This window comes from Myxococcus sp. CA056 (assembly GCF_013336715.1).
In the GTDB taxonomy this organism is placed as follows: domain Bacteria; phylum Myxococcota; class Myxococcia; order Myxococcales; family Myxococcaceae; genus Myxococcus; species Myxococcus llanfairpwllgwyngyllgogerychwyrndrobwllllantysiliogogogochensis.
The window spans coordinates 94,374-120,767 of record NZ_JABUMT010000012.1 but is presented as its reverse complement, the minus strand read 5'-3'; the positions used below and the strand labels follow the sequence as shown (position 1 = coordinate 120,767).

The window sequence follows — 26,394 nt, the reverse complement described above, 5'->3', positions numbered from 1 at the left end:
GCGGCGCCGGTTCGGAGTGACTCCGCGCGAACGTGGCGAGCTGAACGAGCCACTGTGAGCGAGCCGGCACCCGTTCGTGGCGACTCAGCGCTACAACGACAAGCGGAACGAGCCGCCGTGAGCGAGCCGGCACCCGTTCGTGGCGACTCAGCGCGACAACGACAAGCTGAGCGAGCCGCTGTGAGCGAGCCGGCACCCGTTCGTGGCGACTCAGCGCTACCACGACAAGCTGAGCGAGCCGCTGTGAGCGGGAGCAGCACCGCTGGAAGCGCTACAGCGGCGAGTCGAGGAAGCTCGGTCGCAGGTCCGTGACCTGACCGCCCGCGAGCGAGAAGCGGCTGCCCACGGGAGGACGGTCTCCGTTGAGCACGTAGCCGAAGTCGAGGCGGAACGGCACGACGTTGAACTGGGGGAACAGCACGCGCAGGCCCACGCCCACCGACGTCACCATGTCCGGCCTGTCGTTGAACGCGCTGCCCGAGTCCAGGAAGAGCACCCCGCCCACGTGCACCGTTTTGATGACGACGGGCGCGGTGCGGTACTCCACGTTCACCAGCAGCATCCGCTTGCCGGAGTACTCATCCGCCGGTGCGCCGCGAAGCCCGTTGCCACCGCCCAGCAGCGTGATTCGGTCGAACAGGTCATCGATGTTCACATCCAGCAGGCCGCGCGCGACGAAGCGTCCCCCGAGAATCTTGGGCGACACCTGCGCCAGCTCCGCGGCCCAGTGGCGGTTGTTCCACGTCGCGCCCTCACCGAGCTGCCGACGGATGGCGCCTGACGCGGACATGGTGGTGAGCGCCTCGCCCCAGCGAAGGCGGTAGCGCGCCGCGAGCCCCGCCTCCGTGAAGTGGTTGTCGCCCCCGAAGACAGGAGGCGCATAGCGCACCGTCGCGGAGACCCAGTGCCCCATCTGGTAGTCCTCCGAGAGCACGTACGAGTCCACGTCGCGCAGCACCTCGTACCGCGCCTCGAAGGCACGCAGGGACAACGAGGCGTAGCCCGCGTCCTCCACGCGCGGCAGGTAGTTGCGGCGGAACCAGTCGGACTGACCCTCCGTCAGCATCGACGAGGAAGGCGGGTCGTAGGAGTAGTGGTACGCGCCCAGCGAGCCACTCACGTTCCACTTGTAGCGCAGGCCATACGAGCGCGTGTACGAGGCCGCGCCAGCGACCTCCTCCGTCCGGTACACGTAGGGCACCGTCGGGCCGTCGGGATACGGGAGCTGCCATATCTCCGCGCCCCGGTAGATGCGATTGGTCTCCACGTTCCACGCGACGGACGTGCTCACGCTCCACGGCGTGGACAACGAATAGAGCGGACGGCTGACGGAGAGACTTCCCCGCGAGCCCTCGGCCTTGCCGCTCTCGCGTCCGATGATGAGCGCGGCGGACTCACTCAAGGACCAGCGGCTGCCCAGCACGCGCGGGTCGGTGTAGCTCTGTCCGAAGCTCAGCGTGTCCAGGCGGAGGGTGAAGTCCAGCGCCAGCTTCTTGCCTCGGCCCAGGAAGTTCTGCTCCGTGCCCTGGAGCCGCAGGTACTGCAGCAGAGAGCCCACCGCGGAAAAGTCACTGTTGAGGCGCAGCGACCAGATGTCCTTGGTGACGACGAGCAGCGCCACCGTCCCGGGCACCTTCCCTTTCACCGGGACGACTCGCACCACGGAGAACAACCGCAGCCCCCGCAGGTTGCGCGCCGTCTCGTCCGCGAGCCGCGTGGAATACGGCTGCCCCGGTGGGAGCAACACCTCGCGTCGGACGACCTCCTCGCGGGTACGGATGTGGAAGATGTTGAGGAAGTTCGGATACGGGTCGCTCTCCGCGACCACTTCCTCGGTGTCGACGAGCACCTCGGCCAGCGGCATGCCCTCGGGTGACGGCTCCAGTTGACGGCCGTGACGCGTCAGCGCCTCGACGATGAGGGCTTCCTCGTAGTTCTCCTGGGAGAGGCCCTGGGGACGCGCTGGCGCGGGCTCCACGGAGGTCCCTGCCGGAGCCTTCTCCCCTTCTTCCGTCGCACGGGCCTCGCCTGGCGATGGAGCAGGAGACGCGACGGCGGGAGCCGGCGTCTCGGGAACGGGCTCCGCCTGGAACGAGGACAGGGTGAGAGGAACGACGATGAGCACGAGCAGCGGGAGCGCCACGCCGCCATCCTGGCATGCGCGGCCTTCCGCGTGAGCATCTTCATCGCACGGTCCTCCGGATTGCGGCGTGGAGCGCCGACTGTCATCCTCGCCCGATGGACGCGGATGCCCGCGAGTACCGCGCGATTCAGACGTTCTACGGACAGCGCCGCGCTCGACGCTCCGGCATCCCATACCTGCACCACATCGACGAGGGCCTGTGGGTCCTCCGAGCCCTGGGCGCGAGCGAACACGCCCAACGCGCGTACTGCCTGCACCCGCTGGTTCAGGAGGATGACGTACGAGCCGCCGCCTGGGCCCACGCGCTCGCCACCGGGGCGGACCTCTCCGGGCCTCCCGTCGACGGTGTGAGCGATGAGCCGCGTGTCCTCGCGCTCGCGCTGGACTACCGGGAGACCGCCAATGCCGCGCTGTCCCATCGACCGGACCTGAAGGGGCCCGACGACATCGCGCTCAGCGCCGAGCCCGAGGTCAACGACATGCTCCGCGCCGACAAGGTCCAGAACTACAAGGACTTCATCCGCCATCACCGAGGCAGCCATCCCAGGTCCGCCGAGCTGGAGCGCTATTTCCAGGCGTGGCTCGCGCGACTCGACGTGTCCCCGGAGCAGCTCACACGCTGGCACGCGGCGCTCGAACACCTCCAGGACAACATCCCCCGCACCTGACCCTGTCCCGGGCCGCGCGCCCTCCCATGAGGCTCCTCGACGGCCCGAGGCTCCGTCATGGCGCCTCAGTGAACCTCGCGCGTCCTCTTTGCCCGAGCCACGGCCCACGGCTCCGTCATGGCGCCTCAGTGAACCTCTCGTGCGTCCTGTCCACGAGGAAGCCGAGCCACGGGCCGGCTCGGCCGTCGGTCGCTCGTCGGGCCGCTCGGAGTGGCAGTCCCTGGAGTGCGGCGTCGCCTCTTCCGCGGCGAAAGGTCCCCACCGAAAAACCCGGGTGTAATCCCGACCAGGAGCGGGCGTCTTCCTGGGTGAAGGCGGACAGCCCCTCTCATCACGAAGGGCGGGCCCGCCACGAGCACTCAGCCTTGGAGGCGTCGTCACCCATGTCCGGCTCCCACCAACACACTCCTTCGACACCTGGCCGGGCCTTCGCGCTGGGCATCGGCCTCAACCTGGCCTTCGTCGCCGTCGAGGCCACCTTCGGTTTCATTTCGGGCTCGCTTGCATTGCTCGCCGACGCCGGACACAACCTGAGCGATGTGCTCGGGCTGGTGCTCGCCTGGGGCGTCAGCTTACTGGCCCGTCGCGAGCCCACGGAGCGTTACACCTACGGACTGCGCGGCGCGTCCATCCTGGCCGCGCTCCTCAATGCGCTGCTCCTGCTCGTCGCGGTGGGCGCCATCGGCTGGGAAGCGGTGCAACGATTGGGGCAACCCGCTCCCATCGCCACGGGTACCGTCATGCTCGTGGCGGGAGTGGGTACGCTCATCAACACCGCCACCGCGCTGCTGTTCTGGAAGGGGCGCCAGAGCGACCTCAACATCCGAGGCGCCTTCCTGCACATGGCCGCCGACGCGGGCGTGTCGCTCGGCGTCGTCCTGGCCGGCGCCCTCATCTCCTTCACCGGCTGGATGTGGTTGGACTCCGGGGTGACGCTCGGCATCGCGCTCCTCATCCTCGTGGGGACCTGGGGGCTGCTCCGGGACTCCGTCAACCTGGCCCTGCATGCCGTTCCCGCGAACATCGACATGCCTTCCGTGCGGCTTCAGCTGACCCAGTCACCCGGCGTCGCCGAGGTGCATGACCTCCACGTCTGGGCCATGAGCACCACCGAAGCGGCGCTCACGGCGCATCTCGTCGTGACAGAGCAACCGATGGACGACTCGCGCCTGAGCCACCTCAAGCGCCTGCTCCATGACCGGTTCGGCATCGAGCACGTCACCCTGCAGCTCGAATCGGTCGCGGCCCGGGATTGCCGCCTGCTCGCATCCAACGACGCTGTCTCCCCCTGCCTGTGAACGACGCCAGCTCCCCATGCACCCCACCCTCCGAGCCCATTTCGACCACGAACTCCAAAGCGCCTCCGAGTCCCAGACCCGGGGCGACTTCCAGGCGGCGTGGCACTTCCTGGAACGTGCCCATGTCCTGAGCCAGGCCCATGCATGGCCCCACCTCCAGGTGCATGGCGCCATGTTCGTCTGGGCCTGGCGGCACGGTGACGTCCGGGAGCTGTTCGGACAACTCCCCCGCTTGTTGCTGGCTGCGCCCGGGTCCTGGCTCGGACGCGCGCCGCGGGGAAACACCGGGGGCGCGAACGTGGGCATCTTCACGCCCCTGCCCGTTCCGGAGGACCTCCAGGACATGCTGCGTCACGAAGCTCCTCCCGCCCCGTGAGGTGAACGTGCCCCGCGAACGAACCATCGGCCTCCACCTCGATGAGACAGACGCGGGACGCCCCAGGCGCGGGGCACCGGTTCAGCGAGCAGGCTCCTTCGCCCTGAAGCGTGTGAGCCCCCAGAACAGCAGGGCCACGGCGGCGATGGCCGCGCCCTGGACGCACACGCCGCTCCAGCCCGCGTGCGCGAACACCAGGGTCGAGGTGATGGACCCGGCGCCACTGCCGATGGAATAGAAGACCATGTAGCCGGCCACCAGCCGACTGCGCGCCTCCGGACGCACGGCGTACAGCTCGCTCTGGTTGGTGACGTGCAAGGCCTGGATGGCGAGGTCCAGGGCGACGATGCCCACGCCCAGCGCCCACAGTGACTTCGGCGCCAGCGAGACGGGCCACCACGAGACCAGCAAGACGACGAGTCCGACGCTGGTGGTCCAGTTTCCCCAGCCCCGGTCGGCCAGTCGCCCCGCCCGTGACGCCCCCAGCGCGCCCGCCACGCCCACGAGGCCGAACAGGCCGACCTGCGAATGCGAGAGCGAGAACGGAGGCGCTCCGAGCAGCAACACCATCGGCGTCCACAAGGTGCTGAACGAGGCGAACATCAACAGCGCGAGCACCGCCCGCACACGCAAGACGGGCTCCTCCACGAACAACGTGAACACCGAGCGCAGCAGCGCCGAATAGGACAGGTGTGTGCTCACGCGCTCGCGAGGCAGGACACGGACCAGCGCGACGACGAGCAACAGCGTGACCCCCGCCGAGACCAGATAGACCGAACGCCAGCCCGCGAGGTCCGACAGGAACCCCGCCACGGTGCGCGCCATGAGGATGCCAATCACCACACCGCTCGTCACCAGCCCGACGACGCGGCCTCGCTCGGCGGGTGCGGCCAGCGTCGCGGCGAAGGCCACCAGCACCTGGATGACGACCGCGAGCAGGCCCACCACCGCCAGCCCCGTGAGCAACACCGCCCCCGTGGGCGCGAGTCCCACGACGACGAGCGCCAACACGGACAAGGACATCTGCACCGCGACGAGCCGGCGACGCTCCACCAGGTCTCCCAGCGGCACCACCAGCAACAACCCCAGGCCGTACCCCACCTGCGTGACAGTCACCACGATGCCCACCAGGGCCGGACGCAACCCCAGGTCCCGCGCCATCGAATCCAACAACGGCTGGGCGAAATAGACGTTGGCGACCGCCAACCCGCAAGCCACCGCGAACAACGCCATCACGGCACTCGACAGCGGGGGCGCGGCGTCACCCTCCGACCGAGCAGCCACCTCCTCCACCGGACGCACGCCTCCACCCTCGGCGCTCCGCGCCTCCGCCCCACTCCGCATGAACCACCCGCCGCAATATGGTTTCAAAATGAAACCACCCGGAATTAGCGACGGGGTTTTGATATTTCAACCCGACATGGCGAAGAAGAAGCCTCCCAGTCGGGCGGAGTGCCCTGTCGAGCGGTCCGTGGACATCATCGGCGACGAGTGGTCGCTGCTGGTCATCCGCGACGCGTTCGACGGCGTGCGCCGATTCGGCGAGTTCCAGAAGAGCCTGGGCATGGCGAAGAACATCCTCTCCACCCGGCTGCGCCACCTCGTCACGCACGGCATCCTGGAGGTCGTTCCCGCCTCGGACGGCAGCGCGTTCCACGAGTACGTCCTGACGAGGAAGGGGCGGGACCTGTTCCAGGTGCTCGTCGGACTGAGGCAGTGGGGTGAACACCACTGCTTCCAGCCGGACGAGGCCCACTCCGTCCTGGTGGACACGGAGCAGGGACGACCGGTGCGCGCCTTGGAAGTGCGCTCGGAGAGTGGCCGCCCCGTGACGTCGACCGATACCGTCGTGAAGAAGGTCGCGGAGAAGAAGCCTCGCGCGAAGCGGTGAGCCGTGGCCCTCTCGGAGCCACGGCCCGCGACACGCCCTACCCCTCCGACTGCACTTCGATGGTCGGCTCCATCACCACCTCGGCGGTGATGCTCTGCCCGATGAAGCAGTACTTGTGCGCCTTCACGAACATCTCACGCACCTTCTCCACGTCCGTGCCGGGCGCCACACGGATGAGCGGCGCGAGCCGCACCTTGTTCACGCGCTTCACCTTCTCCACCGTGTCCAGGAACACCGTCACCTGGTCCTCGTAGGAGCGCACGTCCAGCCGCAGCTTCTTCGCCAGCGCGAGGAACGTGAGCAGGTGGCACTGCGCCACCGACGCGCCCAACAGGTCCTCCGGATTCCAGCGCGCGTCATTGCCTCCGTAATTCGTACCCGAGCTCACGAGCAGGTCCGGCTTGCCGTCCGTGCCAGCCACCGCATCGCGGCTGTACTCGCCCGCGGTTGAACCCTGCCACTTGAGCCGCAGCGGAAACCCTTCCACGTCACACCTCCGAGTCGCGTGTCCTGTGGCATCCAGCATAGGCGCTCGACGTGAGCGCGAAGGCGCCTTCCGCGTGTCACTCCCTCCATCGAGGGAGCGCTTCGTCACGACAGGTCCGAGCCCGCGACTCACGCCCCGCGCAGGTCCGCGCCCTTTGGCACGGGCAGCTTCTCGCCCCGGGCCACGGCCGCGACGATGCGCGCCAGGCGCTCCACGCCGTCCGACAGCGCCGCCGGCCCCGGCTGGAGGATGAGGCTGCTCTTCACCTCGTAGAGCTGGTCATCCAGCACCGCGCGCACCTGGGCCCAGCCCGGCCGCGCGGCGATCTTGTCCCGCTTCGCCTTGCGTCCACACCAGCTCGCGATGACGCCGTCCGGGTTGCGCCGCGCCACCTCTTCCGGCTCGAAGATGCGGCCCTTCGCGCCTTGCGACGCCCGCGACTCGCGGCAGATGTCCTCGCCGCCCACCAGCTCCACCAGCTCCGAGCACCAGCGGATGCCGGAGATGAGCGGCTCGTGCCACTCCTCGAAGAAGATGCGCGGCCGTCGCGGCAGCTTCTGCGCCGCCTCCGCGTGTCGCGTGAGGTTCGCCGTCAGCTCGGCGGCCAGCTTCTCCGCCGCCTCCGCGCGCCCCACCAGCGCCCCCGTCACCCGCACCGTCTGCAATATCTCCGCGAGCGAGCGCTGGTTGAACAGGTACACGGGCACGCCGCGCTTGCACAGCTCCCGGCCCAGGTCCGCCTGCAGGTCGGAGAACCCCAGCACCAGATCCGGCTTCAGCTCGAGAATCCGCTCGAAGTTCGCGTCCAGGAACGACGACACCCGGGGCTTCTTGCGCGCCTCGGGCGGGCGCACCGTGAAGCCCGACACGCCCACCACCAGCTCCCCCGCGCCAATCCGGTAGAGCACCTCCGTCGTCTCCTCCGTCATGCACACCACCCGCCTCGGGTAGGGCGGCGCGGAAGAAAGCAACTCGGTCAGGTGGACGCTCATGACGCCACCCTAACGCGCTCCACCTCGCTCGGCCGCTCCCTTGAGACGCCCCCCACGCCTGCTCGGATTCGCGGCCCTCGCACTCCCAGTCGCTCGCCGTGCCAGTCCAGCCGTCCCAGCTGACACACGCCTCGTATCAAACGATGTCCGGTGCCGGACTTTGGCGCGCCCAGGCCGGTTTCTCGGCGTTTGATGCACTGCGCCAACCTGGCAGGTCGCTTGGGGAGTGGACGATTGCGGTGTTAGCATTCCAGCGCATGTTCGACCGGAGCGTCGTGTGCCTTCCCGGTCGGTGGGGGCAGACATGATCGAAAGCAACGCCCCGACGAATGGCGCCCCACCCGAGCTGGTGGACCCGCTTCTTGGACGGGTCCTCAATGAGCGCTTCCGCATCCTGGAGACCCTGGGTGCCGGTGGCATGGGCCGCGTCTACAAGGCCATGCAGGCGCCGCTGGACCGACTGGTCGCGCTGAAGGTCCTCAACCCTCACTACAACGACGAGGGCAAGGACCCGGGCTTCCAGAAGCGCTTCTTCCTGGAGGCCAGCGTCACCGCGAAGCTGCGCCATCCGAACACCGTCACCGTCATCGACTACGGCAAGACGGACGACGGCATCTACTACATCGCGATGGAGTACCTGGATGGGCTCACGCTCAGCCAGCTGCTCACGCAGATGGGACCGATTCCGTGGGCGCGCGCGCTCAACATCACGCAGCAGATCGCCCGCTCGCTGCGCGAGGCGCACAAGGTCGGCCTCATCCACCGCGACCTCAAGCCCGCCAACGTCATGGTCCTCAACCAGGAGACGGACCACGACATCGTCAAGGTGCTCGACTTCGGCCTGGTGAAGTCCTTCATCGGCGAGAGTGAGGCGCAGCAGGACACGTCGCTCACGCAGGCGGGCATCATCCTCGGCTCGCCGCAGTACATGGCGCCGGAGCAGGCGCGCAACATCGCCGACCCGCGCAGCGACGTGTACAGCATGGGCGTGGTGCTCTATCAGATGCTGATGGGCCAGCCGCCCTTCCTCGCCGCCCAGAGCATCGACGTCATCGTCAAGCACATCAACGAGCCGCCGCCGCCCTTCGGCGCCATCTGGCCCGGCCACGCCGTGCCCGCCGAGGTCGAGGCCCTGGTGATGAAGTGCCTGGCCAAGCTCCCCGTGGAGCGCTACCAGTCCATGGACGAGGTGCTGGAGGCCATGCGCCGCGTCGCGCACGCCGTCGGCGTCAGCGGCGTCTTCAGCGGCCCCCGCCTGACGGGCGTCGGCAGCGGACCTCGCAGCGGCCCCATCAGCGCGCCTGGCGCCGGCTCCGGCCCCAGCACCATGGCGCTGGACATCGCCGTCGAGGAGCCACCCGCGAAGCCCGGCAAGAGCATGGTGCCGCTCGCCATCTTCGGCGGCTCGCTGCTGCTGGGCGGCGCCGTCGCGCTGGCCTTCGCGCTGCGCCCCTCCACGCCGATGCCCAAGCCCCTGGCCTCGCCCCCCATCACCGCGACGGCGCCCGCCAACCCGACGCAGCCCCCGGCCGTCCCCACCCAGCCGGCCGCCGCCGCGAACTCCCCGGCGACGGCCGCCCTGGGCGCCGCGGATGATGAGCTGGCGCTGGCGCCGCTCGTGCCCGGCAACGGCCCGACGGTGCGCTTTGAAATCACCAGCGAGCCCAGCGGCGCCCGCGTGCGCTACCGCGGCAAGGACCATGGCGAAACGCCCCTGAACCTCAAGGTGCCCCTGGACGATGATGGCAGCGCCAGCGCGGTGCTGACCTTCACGATGGACGGCTATCAGCCCGTCACCATCACCGCCACGGGCTCCGGTACCAAGCAGCTCGTCACCCAAAAGCTCAAGAAGAAGTCGAGTCCTCCCCGTCCCCCGCGGGCTTCTGACTCGAACGACAAATTCAAGGACAACCCGTACTAGTGAGACACTACAAAGCCCTTCAACGAGTGGGCCTGCTCGCGCTGTGTCTGTGCGCGACGCAGGTCCTGGCGGACGCACGTCTCGAAGCGCGTCGCCATTTCCGCAACGGCATGAGCCTCATCGGCAAGAAGGATTACGACGAGGGCATCGCCGAGCTGGAGCAGGCCTACGCCATCAAGCCGCACCCCAACGTCCTCTACAACATCGCCCGCGCGTACCAGGACGCGGGCCGGACGGCGGAGGCGCTCGACGCCTACAAGCGCTACGTCACCAGCAGTCCGGCGGACGCGGCCTCCGTGGAGGCCACCATCGCCGCGCTCGAGGAGAAGCAGCGCGCGAGCCAGGCCGCGGCGCAGCCGGAGGACAACTCCGCGCTGCCCATGCCGCCCCCGCCCGCCAGCATCCAGTCGCAGCAGCAGTTGGGCGCGCTCCTGGAGCGGCTGGAGAAGGCGATTGAGCGCGCGGAGACCATGCCCACGACGGGCCCGGGCACCGCGACGCCGTCCACGTATGTCCCGTCCGCGCTGCCCGGCCTCGCGGAGGCGGCGAGCGGCGATGACGGCGCGGTGCCCTACGAGGAGCGCGTGGTGACGGCGAGCCGCCGTGCCCAGTCCTCGCTGGAAGCACCCAACGCCACGACGGTCATCACCGCCGAGGACATCCGCCTGTCGGGCGCCACCAGCCTGCCGGAGCTGCTGCGGCGGGTGCCTGGCGCGGACGTGATGTCGCTGGGCATCGGCAGCGCCAACGTGTCGCTGCGCGGCTTCAACCAGCGCATCGCCAACAAGGTGCTCGTGCTGGTGGACGGCCGCACCGAGTACCAGGACTTCCTCGGCCTGACGCTCTGGTCCTCCATCCCCATCGGCCTGGAGGAAATCGAGCGCATCGAGGTCATCCGCGGCCCGGGCAGCGCGCTGTACGGCGCCAACGCCATGTTGGGCGTCATCAACATCATCACCCAGTCCCCGGGCTCGGGGCCCCGCGCGCGCTTCAACGTCACGGCCGGCACCGGCAACAGCGTGGCGGGCTCGTTCCTCAGCCACGGCAACACGGGCGCGCTGCGCTACCGCACGTCGGTGGCGTACTCGCAGGCGGACAAGTGGAGCCGCGACTACGCCAGCAACCGTCCGGACATCGTGCTCAGGGACCCGGACCCGGACATCGGCATGCGCGGCGCGCGCGCCACCCTGTCCGCCGTGTACACCTTCGCGGACGACAAGCAGGTGGGCCTGTCCGGCGGCGTGCACCGCTACACCACGGAAATCTATCCGTTGGGCCTCTTGCGCAACTACTTCATGGACGGCCTGGGCGCCTACGCCAAGGGCGACGTGGAGCTGGGCCCGCTCAAGCTCAAGACGTTCTGGAACCACATCTCCGGCAGCGCCGGTCCCCAGTACGAGCCCATTGGACAGCGCTCGCTGGGTACGGACATCAGCTCCAACCTCTTCAACGCCGAGCTGCTCTTCGCGCGCGCCTTCCAACTGGGCGGCGAGCACCAGCTCAACGTGGGCGTCGAGGGGCGCCTCAAGCGCGTGGGCTGGGACTACCTGGGCCCGCTGCGCGAGGAGATTCACGCCGCGGCCTTCGTGCAGGACGAGTGGCGGCTGGCCGAGCCCCTGCGCCTGGTCGCAAGCTACCGCGTGGACCGGCACCCGCTGCTGGACGCGGGGACGCCGGGCCTCGCCCACTCGCCGCGCATCTCCGCGCTGTTCATCCCGATTGAAGGCCACGCGTTCCGCATCAGCGCGGCCTCCGCCTTCCGTGAGCCGACGTTCCTGGAGAGCTACACGCGCCTCCTGGTTCCCGTGCAGGGCGTCAACGGCGCCAGCGCGCTCACCACCGGCAACACCGCGCTGCGCCCCGAGCGCCTCACCGCCTTCGAGCTGGGCTGGCGCGGCGAGTCCGCGGAGCTGGGCATGGACTGGGATGTGGCCCTCTACCAGAACCGGGTGAAGGACCTCATCGGCCTGTCCGCCTTCGAGCGGCTGCCCGCCGGCGAGTCGTATGACGCGGCCTCGGGCAACTACCTCATCGGCCGCTCGCGCTTCGTCAACGAGGACTCCATCTACACCGCGCGCGGCGTGGAAGCGGGCCTCACCCTGGCCCCCGTGGACGGCCTGGGCATCAAGGCGAGCGCCGCCTTCCAGAACGTGACGTCGGACCTGGAGGAGAAGGAGGCGTGCGGGCCGTGCAGCCAGGCGCCGCAGCTCAAGCTGTACGGTGGCGTCACCTACCGCACCAAGGCGGACCTGGAGTTCGGCGTGGACGTGGCCTACACCTCGTCCACCACGTGGATTGAGCGCGAGCCCGCCGCGTCGGACCCCACCCGCATCGAGCTCTTGTCCAACCCGCTGGGCGCCTACGCCGTCATCAACGCGCGCGTCGGCTACGCGGCGGTGAAGAACACGGTGGACGTCGCGCTGGTGGGCAGCCAGCTCGGCTCCGCTCACTCCCAACATCCTTTCGGCAACCGCATCGAGCGGCGCGTCTACGCGACGCTGACGGTGACTCCATGAGCCGCACCCTCCCTTCCTGGAAGCAGTCGCTGGGAGGCGTCCTCGCCGCGTCCCTGCTCGTCGCGGGCTGCGAGTCCCCCACGGTGGTCCCCACCGCGGACGGACGGCAGAACATCCACACCGCCCGCATCGAGGGCAGCCTCGTCGTGCAGTCGCGCTCACGGGGCAACGCGGTGGTGTTCATCTACGACGCGGACCGGCCACCTCCGCCGCAGGGCACGGGCCGCCCCATCGCCTTCACCGTCGTTCCGGCCGAGCAGCTCTTCGGCCCGGCGCTCGGCACCGACGCGCCCGGCCCCTTCACCGCGCCGTTCTCGCTCAGCCTCGTCGCGGCGGGGCGCTACACGCTGCGCGGCTTCATCGACGTGGACTCCTGCCGCTCCGGCGCGACGCCCTGCCACTTCTCCGACTTCAATCCCTGGTACGGCGTCACCAGCGAGCCCAACCAGGGTGACGTCGGCGGCGCCGCCGTGGACCCCACCACCGGCGTCCCCCTGACGCTGGAGGTCGCCGTGGACCAGGAGGGCCATCCCCTGCCCCTCACCAACGTCACGGTGAGCTTCTCTCAGGCGAGCGCGCAGGTGCCGGTGGACCGGCCCGCGTTCCAGGCCAGCGTCATCGTCGGCGGAGACGCCGTGCTCACCGCGGGCGGGCCGCCCAAGGTGCTGCGCCTGGTGCCCCAGAGCATCGAGGGCGGCGCGGTGGAGCAGCGCCCCAAGGCGTTCCTCGTCAGCTACGTGGACGCTAACCGCGACGGCGTCCCGGATGACGCCAACCGCGACGGATTCGGCGACCTCTGGCCGCGCGTCGTCGTGCGCAAGCTGGCGGACTCCCCCGGGTTGCTCGAGGACAACGACCTGGACCGCAACGGCATCCTCGATGCGAATGGCACCGACTATCCGCACGCCGACGGCACCCGCGATGGTCAGCCGGACCTGGTGGTGCTGGCGGCGGCGCTCGTGCCGGACGCGCTCTACCCGGCGCTCACGGATGAGGCTGGAAACCCGCGCATGACGCCCGTCCCCGTGGCGGAGCTGCACATCGGCGTGCAGGCGGTCGCCCTGGATGCTCGGGACCCGGCCGCTCCCGCGCGGTTGGAGGGACTGCCGAAGGGGCGTTACTCGGTGGTGCTGATCCAATCCACCGGACAGACGTGGCGCGTGCCCAACGAGCTGGCGCCCGCGATTGCCACGGGCATCGGGTTGACCGGGGTGGAGAGCCAGGCGTTCGTGCTCGAGGCCCCCTGATTCCCGCTTCGTCAAGTGGGGTATGGGACGCCCCACGTTCGAAAAACGAGAGGAAGGACGGTGCTTTGACTTCGGCATGTCCTTCCGTCAACATGATTGGGTCTCCAGGGGGACAGCCCCACCAGAGGTTGATGATCCGATGAAGGCCGGCACCCTCCCCTCCCCAGAGCCCGTACCCAACCGCACCACGACGGACCCGGCGCGCCCTCTGGGAGGCCGGACCACCGCGGGCGCGGTGCCCCAGCGTGTCCTGCTGGTGGATGACAGCCGCTCCATCCGGACGCTGCTGAAAATCTACCTGATGGCCCGCAACTTCGAGTTCCTGGAGGCGGAGTCCGCCGAAGAGGGACTGAAGGTCGCCGAGGCGGAGACCATCGACCTCATCCTGACCGACTTCCACATGGACGGGATGAACGGCGCCGACTTCGCGGCGCAGATTCGCGCCAACGCCAACCCCAAGCTGGCCAAGGTCCCCATCCTGATGATGACGGGTGACCCGAACGTGGCGGAGGTCCGCGCCCTGGGTCAGAAGGCCGGCATCAGCGCCTTCGTCCGCAAGCCGGTGAGCTGCGCACAGCTCATGACGCTGGTGGACACCATCCTCCCGCTGCCGCGCAAGTAGTCCCCCAAGCGGCTCGCGCCGTCACTCACGCCGGGTTCCGGGCCGCCGAAGCGGTGCGGGCCCGGCGTTTTCGCATCGCCTCTCCCACGCGCACCGCGAACAGCAGCGCCAGCACCGCGCCGTAGACGAGCGGCTCGGTGACGTCCTGCTTCACCCGCCACACGAAGTGCACCACGCCCAGCACCGCGGCCACGTAGGCCAGCCGGTGCAGCCGCTGCCACCGGGGAAAGCCCAGCCGGCGCACCCAACGGTTCGTGGAGGTGACGGCCAGCGGCACCAGCAACACCAGCGCGGTGAAGCCCACGGTGATGAAGGGGCGCTTCACCAGGTCCTCCAGCAGCGCCTTCAGCGACAGGCCCTGGTCCAGCACGAGGTACGTGAGGAAGTGCGCGCACGCATACGTGAAGGCCAACAGGCCCAGCGTGCGGCGGATGCGCGCGGGCCACGTCCACCCGGTGACGATTCGCAGCGGCGTGCATGAAAGCGACGCCAGCAGCAGCACCAGCGCGAGCAGCCCCGTCTGGTTGAGCGCCGTCTCCACCGCGTTGGGCCCCAGCGCGCCTTGAGGCCCCTGCACGGCGAGGAGCGCCAGGGGCGCGAGGCCGCCCACGGCGAGCGCGGGGTTGAGCCAGGGATGCGGAGGCGAGGCCATGGCTCAGTAGTTCTTCCGCAGGTCCAACCCCGTGTAGAGGTGGGCCACCTGCTCGGCGTAGCCGTTGAAGGGCAGCGTGGGGCGGCGCTCGAAGCCCTCGCCGATGCGCCGCTCGGTGGCCTGACTCCAGCGCGGGTGTGCCACGGCGGGGTTCACGTTGGCGTAGAAGCCGTACTCCTCCGGCCCCGCGAGGTTCCACGTGGTGAAGGGCTGCTCGCGAGTGAGGCTGATGCGGACAATGGACTTGATGCCCTTGAAGCCATACTTCCACGGGACGACGAGCCGCAGCGGCGCGCCGTTCTGCGCGGGGAGCTGCCGGCCGTACAGGCCCATGGCCATGAAGGTGAGCGGGTGCAGGGCCTCGTCCAGCCGCAGCCCTTCCACGTAGGGCCAGTCCAGCACCGCTCGCGTCTGGCCGGGGAGCTGCTCCGGGTCCATCAGCGTGGTGAAGGACACGTAGCGCGCGTGACTGGTGGGCTTCACCCGGGCGAGCAGCGCGGCCAGCGGGAAGCCCAGCCACGGAATCACCATGGACCAGGCCTCCACGCAGCGCATCCGGTAGACGCGCTCCTCCATGGAGAACCAGGAGAGCAGCTGGTCGATGTCCACCGTCTGGGGCTCGTGCACCTCGCCGTCGAGCGTGACGGTCCACGGCCGGGGCTTGAGCAGGTGCGCGAGCCGGGCCGGGTCGTTCTTGTCGAGCCCCAGCTCGTAGAAGTTGTTGTACGTGGTGACGTCCTCGTACGGCGTGCGCGGCTCGTCCGTGTCGAAGACGCCCGTCGCCTTCGCCACGGGCCCCGTCACCTGCCCCGCGTCCGGGACATAGGCGTCCATGGCGCGGCGCTGCTTGCCGCTCAGGAGGTACAGGCCCCCCGCGACGGCGGCGGCGGTGCCGGCGAACAGGCCCGCGTTCTTCAGGAGCTCGCGGCGGCGGAGGTAGAGCGGTTCAGGGGTGACTTCGGAGCCGGGCGGCTCCACGGGCGGCTTGTCGCTCATGCCCCTTTATAACGGGCCCACCCGTCCGGCGGTTACATCGCGGGCGGTGGAGGCTGCGCGCGACGCGTCGGCGCGGGCGTCCTTGACCCGCCACAGTCGCCACCAGGGCGTGCCAGGGGACTGGTGGTGCTCCCAGTGGTAGCCGAAGAAGAAGCAGGACAGCATGGCCCACAGGTGGTTGCGCGGCAGGGTGCGCGCGTGGTGGGGCGCCATGTCCGGAGTCTCCGGGCGCCGGTGCGGCTGGTAGGTGCCGAAGTAGAAGAGCTGCAGCGTGCCCAGCACGGCGGGCAGCACCCAGAACGCGAGAATGCGCGGCTGGGAGACTCCCATGAAGACGAAGATGTTGAACTTGGCCGCCATCACCCCCAGCTGCGGGAGCGTGGTGTAGCGGGCCATGAACGTCCCCAGCCACGGCCAGAAGGACTGGGTGCGGGTGGAGAAGTCCGGGTCCGCGTCGCCCGTGGGCTGCTCGTGGTGGGCGTGGTGGTTGAGCACCAGTCGGCGGTACGACAGGCCGGCGAAGAGGAAGCAGGCGACGGTGCCCACCGTCTCGTTCACCCAGGACTGTCGGGCCACCGTGCCGTGCATGGCGTCATGGCCGGTGATGAACAGGCCGGTGCACAGCCATGCCTGCAAGGCGACATGCAGCCAGGTGAGCGGGGAGTCCCAGGGCAGCTCGGGCGACAACAGCATCCACGACAGGTGCGTTCCCCACGCGCCCAGGATGACGAGCGCGACGAGGATGCCCCAGGGGCCAAGCGGGGCCGAGCGATAGCGGGCCGAGTTCTCCATCTCTCCTGACTCATGGGGCCGGTCCGCCCGCCGCGCACGGGAAACGCACCGCGCGTGGGGGCGAACCAGCGACCGTGGCTACTTCCGCACGCCGGCGTCGGCCGCGGGTGCGGTGGCCTCGCGAACGAGTTCGTCCGCCGTGACGTAGTGGGGCGCGATGTCCACCGGGACGTCCTTCAGGCGCTCCAGCACCTTGCGCACCGGAGGCCGCACCACGCCCATCTTCGCCAGCAGGGCCTCGGCGGCCTTCCGGTCACCCCTGCCCTGGATTTCCATCAACTGCTTCGTCAGGGAGGCGACGGACTGCTGAATCTTCTCCGGCACCACGGAGAAGGTGCCATCCGCGTTGACCTTCACCGCCCCGGTGTCGAGGAAGTGATTGAGTTGGAGGGCCACGCCCTTGCCGTGCGCCTCGTCCGTGCCGAAGCGGATGGAGCGGAACGCGGAGGCCAGGAACGTCGTGTACATGGTGCGGCCCATCGACTTGTCGATGACCCCCGTGTCCATCAGCCGCTGGAGCGCCCACAGGCCGGAGATGTCCGCCTTGGCCTCCTCGAGCGCGCTGGAGGCCACCTGGAGCGCCTGCCGCACCGTCGTCGCCTTGCCGCCCACGGTGATGTTGTGCGGCCCCAGGCCGTGCATCAGCTCGTGCATCAGGATGTGCGTGAAGAAGGCATCGAAGGCCACGTCCTTCTGGTCCTTCGCGGACAGGGCCACCTTGGAGATGGGCACCAGCACGCGCTCGAACTTGGCCTCCTGCACGTTCTTCAGCATGACGCGCTTGGAGCCCATGGCCTCCGTGACGCGCTCGTCGTTGGGCAGGTTGTACGCCGCCGTCTGCACGCCGCGGTTGGCGTCACCCGAGGAGAAGAGGCTGTTGACAACGCGGATGGGGGCCAGCGCGCCAATCTTCGGGTTGCGCAGCTTCGGGTCGATGGGGAGGTTGCTCTCCAATTCCTGGAGGTGGTCGCTGAACTTGGACAGCTTGCCCGTCTCCGCTTCGTCGCGCAGGCCGACGAACGCCTCGAAGGCGGCCTTGTAGTTGAACCAGCCATCCTCGTAGACCTCGTAGGGTCCGACGGTGGGCTCGATGCTCGCGTCCAGCTTCATCCACGCGACTTCGCTGGCGTAGTAGTCGTTGGACAGGAACGCGTCCGCGCGCGAGGTGAGGAACGCCTTGAGCGTGGGCTGCTTCGTCAGCGCGGCGGCCTCGCGGAACAGGGAAGCGGCCAGCGCCAGCTCGCCCTGGTACTCCACGCTGTACGGCACGGTGATGAACTTGCCGTCGGTGCCCTTGCGGATGGTGGTGTAGAAGCCGGTGGCCTCCTTTTGCTGCGCCTCGGGCAGCGCCTTTATCCAGGCCTCGACTTCCGCCTTGGTGGAGCCGGCCGGGTAGAAGTTGCCGGCCTCCGGCTTCGGGGGCACGCCGGGCAGGAAGGGCCGCCCCTCGTCGAGGCTGTTCCACGGGCCCTTGTCCAACAGGAACGCGTGCAGGCGCGCGCGGCCCAGGGGCGACTCGTCCCTCAAGAGATTCAGCAGCACCGTCTCGCTGCCCGCCCAGCGCTGGCGCAGGAACAACGCGTCCATCAGCTGCGAGGCCTGGACGATGCGGGCCAGCGCGCGGCGCTCGTTGTCGGGCAGGGCCTTCAGGTCCACCCGCAACTCCACCGGAACAAAGCGCGCGGTGAGCCGCTGCAGCTCCGCGGCGTCGGGGAACGAGGTGGGGGCTTTCTCCTCGGCGACAGCGGAGCCGGACAGCAGCACCGCCCCGAGCAGGGACAGGAGGGTTCGGTTCATGGCTCTTCCCTACTCCAACCCCGCCCGCCCTCCCAACAATGCGTCGCCCCCGTGTACGTCAGAACATTTCAACCAGACGGTCCCATGACGCGTGACGCGACGCGCGTCGGGGCCTGCTGCCAACATGGGAGAGCCCTGGATTCCCCAGGTTCCTGGAGCCGGCCGAGGGGCTGGCTCATGAAGAGGTTTTCATGACGACGAACCGACTCTCTCTTCTCTCCCGGTGGCGCGCGGCGCTGTGCGTGCTGGCCGGGCTCGCCGTGGGCCTCTCGTCGGCCTCCGCGCACGCGGCGGACGAGGTGAAGCTGCTCAAGGCGGTGAGCACCGTGGGCACCCGCTACGGGCAGACGTGGCAGGACGTCACGTACTTCGTGGTGGTGAAGAACCTGGCCTACGAGAAGCAGGTGGCCATCCACGACAAGCAGCCCGACGGCACCTGGACGGACCTGGCCGCTTCCTACGCGGGCGATGCGGGCGCGGGGCTGGAGCTGTGGAAGGTGACGCGGCAGTACCAGAGCTGGGGGACGACGCCCCAGCCGACGCGGGATTTGGAGTTCGTGGCGAAGTTCACCGTGAATGGCCAGACGTACTGGGACAACAACGGCGGGGCCAACTACCACCTGGGCCGCGCGGACGGGCCGCTGTTGCCGCGCGCCAACGTGCTGGTGGGCACGAGCTACTGGCAGCCCACGGGGGACGTGGACATCGGCATCGACGTGAAGAACCTCGCCTACTCGAAGAACGTCACCGTGGTGTACTCCACGGACGGGTGGGCCACCTCGCACCAGGTCGCCGCCACCTTCACCACCGGGTACTCCGTGGGCTACTCCTACGTCTCCAGCCCCAACGCCCAGGGCGTGGAGCGTTGGCAGGCCCGGATTCCCGCCGGGACGGGCACCCCGGCCTACTACGTCCGCTACGAGGTGAACGGACAGACGTACTGGGACAGCAACTTCGGCTACAACTACCCGCCCATCTACCCTCCCCTGTAACCCACCCGAGGGGGGACCCGGGTGCCAGGCCTTCACGGGCCCGGCCCGACGGCAGGCTCCCGGGCACCCTCCCCTCGACAGGCTGTTTTCCATGGTTATGGGGAGACGACGCTTGCCGCCCACCCGGGCGCCCGGAGGCCCTGTACCCATGACCGTCGAAGCTGCCCCCCAGCGGGAAACCCACGCCTTCCAGGCGGAGATCAACCAGCTCCTCAGCCTGGTCATCAACTCGCTCTACAGCCACAAGGAGATCTTCCTGCGTGAGCTGGTGTCGAACGCGTCGGACGCGCTCGACAAGCTGCGCTTCCGCGCGATTACGGAGCCGGAGCTCCTGTCGGACGCGCCGGAGCTGGAGCTGCGCATCACCCCCGACGCGGAGAAGAACACGCTCACCATCGAGGACACCGGCATCGGCATGTCCCATGACGAGCTGGTGAAGAACCTGGGCACCATCGCCCACTCCGGCTCGCGCGAGTTCCTCCAGATGGCGACCCAGCGCGGGCAGAAGGACGTGCAGCTCATCGGCCAGTTCGGCGTGGGCTTCTACAGCGCGTACCTCGTCGCGGACCGGGTTGAAGTCGTCAGCCGCGCGGCGGGCAAGGACTCGCAGGCGTGGAAGTGGTCCTCGGAGGCCCACGGCTCCTTCACCGTGGAGCCCGCCGAGCGCGCCGCCCGGGGCACCGCCGTCATCCTCCACCTGAAGGAGGACCAGAAGGAGTTCCTGGACGAGTGGCGGGTGCGCTCGCTGATTACGCAGTACTCCGACTACGTGGGCCACCCCATCAAGCTCCAGGTGAAGAAGACCACCGGGACGGGGGACGACGCGAAGACGGAAGTCGCCCTGGAAGTGGTGAACAAGGCGAGCGCGCTGTGGCAGCGCTCGAAGAGCGAAATCACCGACGAGCAGTACCAGGAGTTCTACAAGCACCTGACCCACGACTGGGACGTGCCGCTGGCGTGGACGCACTTCAGGGCGGACGGCAACCAGCAGTTCACCGGGCTGCTCTTCGTGCCGAAGAACCCGCCGTTCGACTTGAACGCGCAGCAGCAGCGCGGGGTGCGGCTGTTCGTCAAGCGCGTGTTCATCATGGACCGCTGCGAGGAGCTGGTGCCGCAGTGGCTGCGCTTCGTGCGCGGCGTCATCGACTCGGATGACCTGCCGTTGAACGTGTCGCGCGAGCTGCTCCAGGACTCGCAGGTGGTGCGCGCCATCCGCAAGCACGTGGTGAAGAAGTCGCTGGACCTCCTGGAGAAGCTGGCCAAGGACAAGCCCGAGGACTACACGGCGTTCTGGAAGTCCTTCGGCACGGTGCTCAAGGAGGGTCTGGCCACCGAGGCCGAGCACAAGGACAAGCTGGGCGGCCTCCTGCGCTACGAGAGTTCGCGCGAGGAGGGGCTGACGTCGCTTTCGGACTACGTGTCGCGCATGAAGGAGGGCCAGGAGGCGCTCTATTACATGTACGGCGAGTCCCGGAAGGCGGTGGAGGACAGCCCGCACCTGGAGGCGCTGAAGCAGCGCGGCTACGAGGTCCTCTTCATGACGGACCCGGTGGACGAGTGGGCCGCGCAGGGGCTGCGCGAGTTCCAGGGCAAGCCGCTGGTGTCCGCGCTCCAGGCGGACCTGAAGCTGCAGTCCACCGACGAGCAGAAGAAGGAGCACGAGCAGAATTCGGAGGGGCTGAAGGGACTCACCGCGAAGATGAAGGACGTGCTGCAGGACTCGGTGCGCGAGGTGCGCGTGTCGGACCGGCTCACGGACTCGCCGGTGTGCCTCGTGGTGCCGGAGGGCGGCTCGCCGGCGTACCTGGAGCGGCTGCTCCAGCAGCGGGGCAAGGGGATGCCGCGCGTGAAGCGCATCCTGGAGGTCAATCCCAAGCACCCGGTCATCGAGCACCTGAAGGCCGTGCACGAGAAGGACCCCGCGCAGGCGCAGGTGTCCGAGTGGATTGAACTCTTGCATGACCAGGCGCTGCTCACCGAGGGCAGCACCATCTCCGACCCGAACCGCTTCGCGCGTCGGCTGACGTCGCTGCTGACGCAGGTGGCGGGGCAGGCCGCGAAGGCGCCGGTGCCCGAGGTTCCGGCCCCGGCGGTGCCCACGCAGGCCGCGAGCTGACGGCGGCGGCCATGGACCTCCGCCCTGCTTATCCGGGGCTGGAGGTCCGTGGCGGGACTGTTCCGCCGACGTCTGGTGGACAGCGCTGGTGACCTTTCGCGCAAATCGAGGCCGCGGCATTAGACAGCCTTGTGAGTGATAGGGAATGATGGCCGGATGTCCCAGACCTCCTTCGCCGTCTTCACTTGCGACATCCTTCCGACGGCGGCCCCCTCGGCGCGCGCCGCCATCCAGGGAGTGGTCCGAGCCGAGCTCAGCAAGCCCCGCCGGCGCGTGCGTCAGCCGCTCGGCAACCAGTGGCTGGTGCGCTTCGATGACGGGGGCTTCAACGCCTTCGTCCTGGTGATGAGCACGCTGCGCGCGCGCCACCCGGATGCCTTCCGCTATCTGGTGGTGGGCTGGAATGACATGGGCTCGGTGGCGCTCTATCCGCTGGGTGGCGCGGCGCCCACGACGCTCAGCCTCGTGACGGCGATGGCGGCCGTGGCCTCTGGCGCGGATGAGCTGGCGGCGCCATTGCTCCTGGCCTCGGGGCCGCTGACCGCGGAGTCGTTCCCCTTGCAGTGGACGGAGGAGGCCGGCGCCGCGGAGGACCTGCTGGGTGCGCCGCCGCCCCGGGCGAAGCGAGCTGCCGCGACGGGCCCCCGGCGAACGGTGACGCGTGCCAGGACGGCGCCCGTGGCTCCGGCGGCGAGCGTCGCCGTGCCGGTCACCGCCAGCGTGGCGGTGGTGCGGGAAGTGGCGCCCGTCGCGAAGGCTCCCGTGGCGCCCACCGTGAGCGAGGCTCCGGCGAGTGTGGACGAGGAGACGAAGGGCCGTGCGCGCAAGAACGCCCGTCGCAAGGTGGGAAGCGGCAAGGCGCGTGGGAAGCAGGCCGCGAAGCGCGCAGGTGCGAAGGCGGGTGGCAAGAGCGCCGCGAAGGCACCTCGTGCGGAGCGCGCGGCCGAGGCCGCGAAGCGGCGGCGTCCTACCGCGACCAGCAAGCGGTCCGGGGGAGCCCTCAGCCGCAAGCGGCGCGGTGCGACGGTGAGCGCCAAGCGCTCCACGTCGGTCAAGGCGACGCGAGGTGCCGCGGCGAAGGCCAAGGCGCCCAAGGCCCCTCGCGGGGCGGCGAAGCGCAAGGGCAAGAACCGCGCTCGCTGAGCCGAAGCCTGAACGCCGCGCTCGTCGATTCGAGATGGAGCGCGGCGCTCGCTGAGCCGAAGCCTGAACGCCGCGCTCGTCGATTCGAGATGGAGCGCGGCGCTCGCTGGGCCGCGGCCTGAGCCCATGCGCGCGGAGATGTGGCTGAACACGGTGCTCGCCTCGCAAGCGCGGTGCCCACCGTGCGCGCTGCCCCCCGCTACGAGTACAGCCCCAGGTCCGTGAGCACGGCCTCGGCCGCGCGGCGCCCCGAGCCCAGCGCGCCATGGATGGACGCGCTGTCCCGATGGTCACCGCACACGTAGAGCCCGGGTGACAGTCGGACCGGACGGTGCGGAGGCTCCAGCGCCTCCACCGTCTGCGCGGGCAGCGCGAACGGCAGCGAGTACGTCCGCAAATGCCGCCACTCCGCCACGCCCGCGCCAAACCACTCCTTCAATTCCTCACACACCCGCGCGCGCAGCGCCTCCCCATCCGAGGACACGCCCAGCACCGACACGGACACGAGGGACTGTCCGCGCGGCGCATACGCCGGAGAGACCTCGCTCATCATCGCCACGTTGTTCACCACGCCCCGCCCCTCGCCGTTGAGCACCAACCAGGGCCCCTCCACCGGTGGCGCGGGCGCGGCGAAGTAGAGACACGTCACCGCGTTCATCATCGGCACCGGCATGCCGGGCAGCAGCCGCGCCGCGGCCGGCGGGTCCGCGGCCACCACCACCGCCTGCGCGCCCACCATCTCCCCGTCCGCCAACCGCGCCCGGTGGCCCCACACCTCCGCCACGGGTGCGTGTCCACGCAGGCACCCGGGAGGCAGCTTCGCGGCGAGCTGCTCGGGAATCGCACCCATCCCCTGCTCCGGCACGCCCGCGTCCCCCGAGGAGAACATGCGGAAGACGAACTCGAGGAACCTGCTGGACGTCATCAGCGAACGGTCCAGGAAAACGCCCGCCAGGAAGGGCCGCAAGAAGCCCTCCACCATCTCCTCCGTGAAGCCCAGCTCCTCCAGGTAGCGCCGCGACGTGCGCTGGGGACGCAGCCACACGTCCACCTCCTCGCCCGAGCGCGCCAGCTGCCGCAGCTCCAACACCCGCAGCTTGTCCCAGAAGGTGCCGACCGAACCGAACAGATGGGCGAGCGCCGTCACGGGCTGCCGCAGCGGGTCCACCACCGTGTGCAGCCGCCCGCCCCGCCACACCTTTGCTCCGGGCATGAAGCAATGGAGCTTCAGCGCCTCGACATCCAGTATCCGCTGAGCTTCCGGATAGGCCGTGAGGTACACCTGGAATCCCCGGTCGAGCAGGAAACCCTCGTGCACGTCGGTGCGCACGCGGCCACCCGGTTCCGCCCCGGCCTCCAGGAGCATCACTTTCAAGCGGGATTGGACGAGCGCTCGCGCGCACGCCAGCCCCGAGAGTCCCGCGCCCACGACGATGACGTCCGGGTTCGACACGTGCTCTCCCACATCCGCGCTGGCCCCCCTCCATGCTGGGTCGCCTGGAGCGCGAGCCGCAAGTGGCACTGTCGTCCGGGTTGCTCGCGAGCGAACACTGTGCGGAACTGGCAGGCGAGGTTTCGAAACCTCGAGGCCTCACAACGCCGGCTTCCCGGCGTCAATTAGCGGAGAGAAAGCGGGTATCCCCATGTTGATCGTGATGCGACCAGACGCGACGGCCCAGGACATCGAGCGTGTGAACGACGAGATCCGCCGTCGTGGCTGGCAACCGCACGCGATTCCAGGGGGCACTCGCACGGCCATCGGCATCACCGGCAACCCCGGTGCGGTGGAACCCGAACCCTTCCGAGTGCTGCCCGGCGTCGCGGACGCGGTCTCCATCTCCCAGCCCTTCAAGCTCGTCAGCCGCGAGGTGAAGCCGGAGGACACGCAGCTGCGCGTGGGTGACCTCACCATCGGCGGCGCGTCGTTCCACGTCATCGCCGGCCCGTGCTCGGTGGAGTCGCGTGAGCAGATTCTCTCCACCGCGCACGCGGTGAAGAAGGCGGGCGCCACCATGCTGCGCGGTGGAGCGTTCAAGCCGCGCACCAGCCCCTATGAGTTCCAGGGCCTCAAGGGTGACGGACTGGCGCTGCTCATGGAGGCGCGCAAGGAGACGGGCCTGCTCGTCACCACCGAGGTGAAGGACACCGCGACGCTGGACGCGGTCGACGAAGCCACGGACATCCTGCAGATTGGCGCGCGCAACATGCAGAACTTCAGCTTGCTGGAGGCGGTGGGCGAGCGCCGCAAGCCGGTGCTGCTCAAGCGCGGCATGTCCGCCACCATCAAGGAGCTGTTGATGGCGGCCGAGTACATCGTCGCCCGAGGCAACACCCAGGTCATCCTCTGCGAGCGCGGCATCCGCACGTTCGAGACGATGACGCGCAACACGTTGGACTTGAACGCCGTGCCCATGCTCAAGCAGCTCTCGCACCTGCCCGTCTTCGTGGACCCCTCGCACGGCATCGGCGTGCGCAAGGCGGTGCCGGCGATGATGCGGGCGGCGGTGGCGGTGGGGGCGGACGGCATCATCGTCGAAGTGCACCCGGACCCGCCGCGCGCGAAGTCGGATGGAGCCCAGTCGTTGGACTTCCCCGAGTTCGAGAAATCCATGCACGAAGTGCGAGCGATTGCGCGGGCGATGGGCCGCGAAGTCGTGTCGCTGGGATAGGCGATGACACTCAAGGAAGCGCTGGGCAAGGTGGTGGGCCGGCGCGACCTCACCCGCGAGGAGATGGCCCGGGTCATGGGCCTGATGCTCGCGGGAGAGGCATCGCCTGCTCAAGTGGGGGCGCTGGCGACGGCGCTCAAGATGAAGGGGGAGACGGAGGACGAAATCCTCGGCGCGGCGGAGGCGATGCGGGCCTGCGCGGCGAAGCTGTCTCCCCGGGCGGAAGTGGTGCTCGACACCTGCGGTACCGGGGGTGATGGGGCGCACACCTTCAACATCTCCACCGCGGTGGCCTTCGTGGCCGCCGGGGCGGGGGTGACGGTGGCCAAGCATGGCAACCGCGCCGTCTCCAGTCGGTGTGGCAGCGCGGACGTGCTCGCCGCGCTGGGGGTCTCCATGGAGCGCCCGCATGAGCGCGTGGCGCTCGACATCGACGAGCACGGGGTGGGCTTCCTCTTCGCGCCCTCGCATCACAGCGCGCTGAGGCACGTGGCCCAGGCGCGGCGGGACATGGGCTTTCACAGCATGTTCAACCTGCTGGGTCCGCTGACCAACCCGGCCGGCGCGCGCTATCAGTTGCTGGGCACCTTCGACGGCAAGCGCGTGGAGCAGACCGCGCGCGTGCTGGGACGACTGGGCAGCCGGCGCGCGTGGGTGGTGCACGGCCACGACGGGCTGGACGAAATCTCGCCCTGCTCCCCCACCGAGGTGGCGGAGCTGCGAGAGGACGGCACGGTGCGAGTGTTCACCGTGAGGCCCGAGGACGCGGGGCTGGACCTGGTGCCTCGCGAGGCCATCGCCGGCGGCGACGCGGACGAGAACGCGCAGCGGCTGCGCGCGCTTTTGGCCGGCGAGCGCTCCGGGCTGCGCACGGCGGTGCTGCTCAACGCCGCGGCGGCGCTGGTGGTGGTGGGCATGGTGTCGGACCTGCGCGAGGGCGTGCGGAAGGCGGAGCACGCCATCGACTCAGGGGCGGCGGCGCGCAAGCTGGCTTCGCTCATCCACGGGGCCGTGTCGTGAGCGGGGCACATTCAGGAAGTGCGTCTCCGGCCGCGCCGGGGACGCTGGACCTCATC

22 protein-coding genes are annotated in these 26,394 nt (G+C 69.3%); 13 read left to right on the top strand and 9 right to left on the bottom strand.

The features are described 5' to 3' along the window. Window positions 1-271: 271 nt before the first annotated feature. Window positions 272-2,143 (bottom strand): BamA/TamA family outer membrane protein, encoded by a 1,872-nt coding sequence (locus tag HUA76_RS34035; protein WP_174463187.1) that lies wholly within the window; start codon window positions 2,141-2,143, stop codon window positions 272-274. Window positions 2,144-2,238: 95 nt separating this feature from the next. Between HUA76_RS34035 and HUA76_RS34030 the strand changes: the two genes are divergently transcribed. From HUA76_RS34030 to HUA76_RS34020, 3 genes are all read left to right on the top strand, one after another. Continuing rightward, a complete protein-coding gene (locus tag HUA76_RS34030) occupies window positions 2,239-2,811 on the top strand; it encodes a hypothetical protein (protein ID WP_174463186.1) in 573 nt (190 codons plus the stop codon). A 383-nt stretch (window positions 2,812-3,194) separates the two neighbouring features. Then, window positions 3,195-4,109, top strand: coding sequence for a cation diffusion facilitator family transporter (locus HUA76_RS34025; protein ID WP_174463185.1), 915 nt, complete (start codon window positions 3,195-3,197; stop codon window positions 4,107-4,109). Window positions 4,110-4,125: 16 nt separating this feature from the next. Further along, entirely contained in the window at window positions 4,126-4,485 is a 360-nt protein-coding gene (locus tag HUA76_RS34020; protein WP_174457607.1) for a DUF3703 domain-containing protein, read from the top strand. Window positions 4,486-4,566: 81 nt separating this feature from the next. On the opposite strand, the gene HUA76_RS34015 is transcribed toward HUA76_RS34020, so the two are convergent. Beyond that, complete coding sequence (locus HUA76_RS34015; protein ID WP_371823554.1) at window positions 4,567-5,787, bottom strand: MFS transporter; 1,221 nt, start codon at window positions 5,785-5,787, stop codon at window positions 4,567-4,569. Window positions 5,788-5,905: 118 nt separating this feature from the next. Here HUA76_RS34015 and HUA76_RS34010 point away from each other — a divergent pair, with 118 nt between their 5' ends. Then, the gene (locus HUA76_RS34010) at window positions 5,906-6,376 is read left to right on the top strand and encodes a helix-turn-helix domain-containing protein (RefSeq protein ID WP_174463183.1); all 471 of its coding nucleotides are present in this window, start codon (window positions 5,906-5,908) and stop codon (window positions 6,374-6,376) included. Window positions 6,377-6,413: 37 nt separating this feature from the next. On the opposite strand, the gene HUA76_RS34005 is transcribed toward HUA76_RS34010, so the two are convergent. Together HUA76_RS34005 and HUA76_RS34000 are read right to left on the bottom strand one after the other, a co-directional pair. Next, on the bottom strand, window positions 6,414-6,863 hold the full coding sequence (locus tag HUA76_RS34005) for an OsmC family protein (protein WP_174457609.1): 450 nt from the start codon (window positions 6,861-6,863) through the stop codon (window positions 6,414-6,416). A gap of 128 nt (window positions 6,864-6,991) precedes the next feature. Beyond that, entirely contained in the window at window positions 6,992-7,855 is an 864-nt protein-coding gene (locus HUA76_RS34000) for an ABC transporter substrate-binding protein (RefSeq protein WP_174457610.1), read from the bottom strand. A 304-nt stretch (window positions 7,856-8,159) separates the two neighbouring features. Here HUA76_RS34000 and HUA76_RS33995 point away from each other — a divergent pair, with 304 nt between their 5' ends. The 4 genes from HUA76_RS33995 (at window position 8,160) to HUA76_RS33980 (ending at window position 14,161) form a co-directional block, all read left to right on the top strand. Beyond that, on the top strand, window positions 8,160-9,776 hold the full coding sequence (locus HUA76_RS33995) for a serine/threonine-protein kinase (RefSeq protein WP_174457611.1): 1,617 nt from the start codon (window positions 8,160-8,162) through the stop codon (window positions 9,774-9,776). Continuing rightward, a complete protein-coding gene (locus tag HUA76_RS33990) occupies window positions 9,776-12,292 on the top strand; it encodes a TonB-dependent receptor domain-containing protein (RefSeq protein WP_371823553.1) in 2,517 nt (838 codons plus the stop codon). The genes HUA76_RS33995 and HUA76_RS33990 overlap by 1 nt, the downstream gene beginning before the upstream one ends. Further along, window positions 12,289-13,539 carry a hypothetical protein gene (locus tag HUA76_RS33985; protein ID WP_174457612.1) on the top strand — a complete coding sequence of 417 codons (1,251 nt, stop codon included), beginning with the start codon at window positions 12,289-12,291 and terminating at the stop codon, window positions 13,537-13,539. Before HUA76_RS33990 ends, HUA76_RS33985 begins: the two co-directional genes overlap by 4 nt. A 139-nt stretch (window positions 13,540-13,678) precedes the next feature. Next, window positions 13,679-14,161 carry a response regulator gene (locus tag HUA76_RS33980; protein WP_141648225.1) on the top strand — a complete coding sequence of 161 codons (483 nt, stop codon included), beginning with the start codon at window positions 13,679-13,681 and terminating at the stop codon, window positions 14,159-14,161. A 25-nt stretch (window positions 14,162-14,186) separates the two neighbouring features. Here the strand turns inward: HUA76_RS33980 and HUA76_RS33975 are convergent, their stop codons facing one another. From HUA76_RS33975 to HUA76_RS33960, 4 genes are all read right to left on the bottom strand, one after another. Continuing rightward, window positions 14,187-14,813, bottom strand: a complete 627-nt coding sequence (locus HUA76_RS33975) for a sulfite oxidase heme-binding subunit YedZ (RefSeq protein ID WP_174457613.1) — start codon at window positions 14,811-14,813, stop codon at window positions 14,187-14,189. 3 nt (window positions 14,814-14,816) lie between these two features. Continuing rightward, a complete protein-coding gene (gene msrP, locus HUA76_RS33970) occupies window positions 14,817-15,809 on the bottom strand; it encodes a protein-methionine-sulfoxide reductase catalytic subunit MsrP (protein WP_174457614.1) in 993 nt (330 codons plus the stop codon). 6 nt (window positions 15,810-15,815) lie between these two features. Further along, entirely contained in the window at window positions 15,816-16,601 is a 786-nt protein-coding gene (locus HUA76_RS33965) for a fatty acid desaturase (protein ID WP_174463182.1), read from the bottom strand. A gap of 78 nt (window positions 16,602-16,679) precedes the next feature. After that, on the bottom strand, window positions 16,680-18,398 hold the full coding sequence (locus HUA76_RS33960) for a hypothetical protein (RefSeq protein WP_174457616.1): 1,719 nt from the start codon (window positions 18,396-18,398) through the stop codon (window positions 16,680-16,682). A gap of 191 nt (window positions 18,399-18,589) precedes the next feature. On the opposite strand from HUA76_RS33960, the gene HUA76_RS33955 reads away from it, so the two are divergent. From HUA76_RS33955 to HUA76_RS33945, 3 genes are all read left to right on the top strand, one after another. Next, window positions 18,590-19,390, top strand: a complete 801-nt coding sequence (locus HUA76_RS33955; RefSeq protein ID WP_174463181.1) for an endonuclease — start codon at window positions 18,590-18,592, stop codon at window positions 19,388-19,390. Window positions 19,391-19,538: 148 nt separating this feature from the next. Then, entirely contained in the window at window positions 19,539-21,506 is a 1,968-nt protein-coding gene (gene htpG, locus HUA76_RS33950; RefSeq protein ID WP_141648892.1) for a molecular chaperone HtpG, read from the top strand. 156 nt (window positions 21,507-21,662) lie between these two features. Continuing rightward, the gene (locus tag HUA76_RS33945) at window positions 21,663-22,649 is read left to right on the top strand and encodes a hypothetical protein (protein ID WP_174463180.1); all 987 of its coding nucleotides are present in this window, start codon (window positions 21,663-21,665) and stop codon (window positions 22,647-22,649) included. Window positions 22,650-22,848: 199 nt separating this feature from the next. Here the strand turns inward: HUA76_RS33945 and HUA76_RS33940 are convergent, their stop codons facing one another. Further along, window positions 22,849-24,102, bottom strand: a complete 1,254-nt coding sequence (locus HUA76_RS33940; RefSeq protein WP_174457619.1) for an NAD(P)/FAD-dependent oxidoreductase — start codon at window positions 24,100-24,102, stop codon at window positions 22,849-22,851. A gap of 190 nt (window positions 24,103-24,292) precedes the next feature. On the opposite strand from HUA76_RS33940, the gene aroF reads away from it, so the two are divergent. Then, window positions 24,293-25,318 (top strand): 3-deoxy-7-phosphoheptulonate synthase, encoded by a 1,026-nt coding sequence (aroF, locus tag HUA76_RS33935; RefSeq protein WP_141648895.1) that lies wholly within the window; start codon window positions 24,293-24,295, stop codon window positions 25,316-25,318. Window positions 25,319-25,321: 3 nt separating this feature from the next. Further along, window positions 25,322-26,338: an anthranilate phosphoribosyltransferase gene (trpD, locus tag HUA76_RS33930; protein WP_174457620.1), complete on the top strand. Its 1,017-nt coding sequence runs from the start codon at window positions 25,322-25,324 to the stop codon at window positions 26,336-26,338. Window positions 26,339-26,394: the final 56 nt, after the last annotated feature.

Excerpts from the sequence above, each read along its gene's own strand:
- HUA76_RS34030 (WP_174463186.1), top strand. The coding sequence starts at position 2,239 with ATGGACGCGGATGCCCGCGAGTACCGCGCGATTCAGACGTTCTACGGA.
- HUA76_RS34025 (WP_174463185.1), top strand. The coding sequence starts at position 3,195 with ATGTCCGGCTCCCACCAACACACTCCTTCGACACCTGGCCGGGCCTTC.
- HUA76_RS34020 (WP_174457607.1), top strand. The coding sequence starts at position 4,126 with ATGCACCCCACCCTCCGAGCCCATTTCGACCACGAACTCCAAAGCGCC.
- HUA76_RS34010 (WP_174463183.1), top strand. The coding sequence starts at position 5,906 with ATGGCGAAGAAGAAGCCTCCCAGTCGGGCGGAGTGCCCTGTCGAGCGG.
- HUA76_RS34000 (WP_174457610.1), bottom strand. The coding sequence starts at position 7,855 with ATGAGCGTCCACCTGACCGAGTTGCTTTCTTCCGCGCCGCCCTACCCG.
- HUA76_RS33995 (WP_174457611.1), top strand. The coding sequence starts at position 8,160 with ATGATCGAAAGCAACGCCCCGACGAATGGCGCCCCACCCGAGCTGGTG.
- HUA76_RS33985 (WP_174457612.1), top strand. The coding sequence starts at position 12,289 with ATGAGCCGCACCCTCCCTTCCTGGAAGCAGTCGCTGGGAGGCGTCCTC.
- HUA76_RS33980 (WP_141648225.1), top strand. The coding sequence starts at position 13,679 with ATGAAGGCCGGCACCCTCCCCTCCCCAGAGCCCGTACCCAACCGCACC.
- HUA76_RS33975 (WP_174457613.1), bottom strand. The coding sequence starts at position 14,813 with ATGGCCTCGCCTCCGCATCCCTGGCTCAACCCCGCGCTCGCCGTGGGC.
- msrP (WP_174457614.1), bottom strand. The coding sequence starts at position 15,809 with ATGAGCGACAAGCCGCCCGTGGAGCCGCCCGGCTCCGAAGTCACCCCT.
- HUA76_RS33965 (WP_174463182.1), bottom strand. The coding sequence starts at position 16,601 with ATGGAGAACTCGGCCCGCTATCGCTCGGCCCCGCTTGGCCCCTGGGGC.
- HUA76_RS33960 (WP_174457616.1), bottom strand. The coding sequence starts at position 18,398 with ATGAACCGAACCCTCCTGTCCCTGCTCGGGGCGGTGCTGCTGTCCGGC.
- HUA76_RS33955 (WP_174463181.1), top strand. The coding sequence starts at position 18,590 with ATGACGACGAACCGACTCTCTCTTCTCTCCCGGTGGCGCGCGGCGCTG.
- htpG (WP_141648892.1), top strand. The coding sequence starts at position 19,539 with ATGACCGTCGAAGCTGCCCCCCAGCGGGAAACCCACGCCTTCCAGGCG.
- HUA76_RS33945 (WP_174463180.1), top strand. The coding sequence starts at position 21,663 with ATGTCCCAGACCTCCTTCGCCGTCTTCACTTGCGACATCCTTCCGACG.
- aroF (WP_141648895.1), top strand. The coding sequence starts at position 24,293 with ATGTTGATCGTGATGCGACCAGACGCGACGGCCCAGGACATCGAGCGT.
- trpD (WP_174457620.1), top strand. The coding sequence starts at position 25,322 with ATGACACTCAAGGAAGCGCTGGGCAAGGTGGTGGGCCGGCGCGACCTC.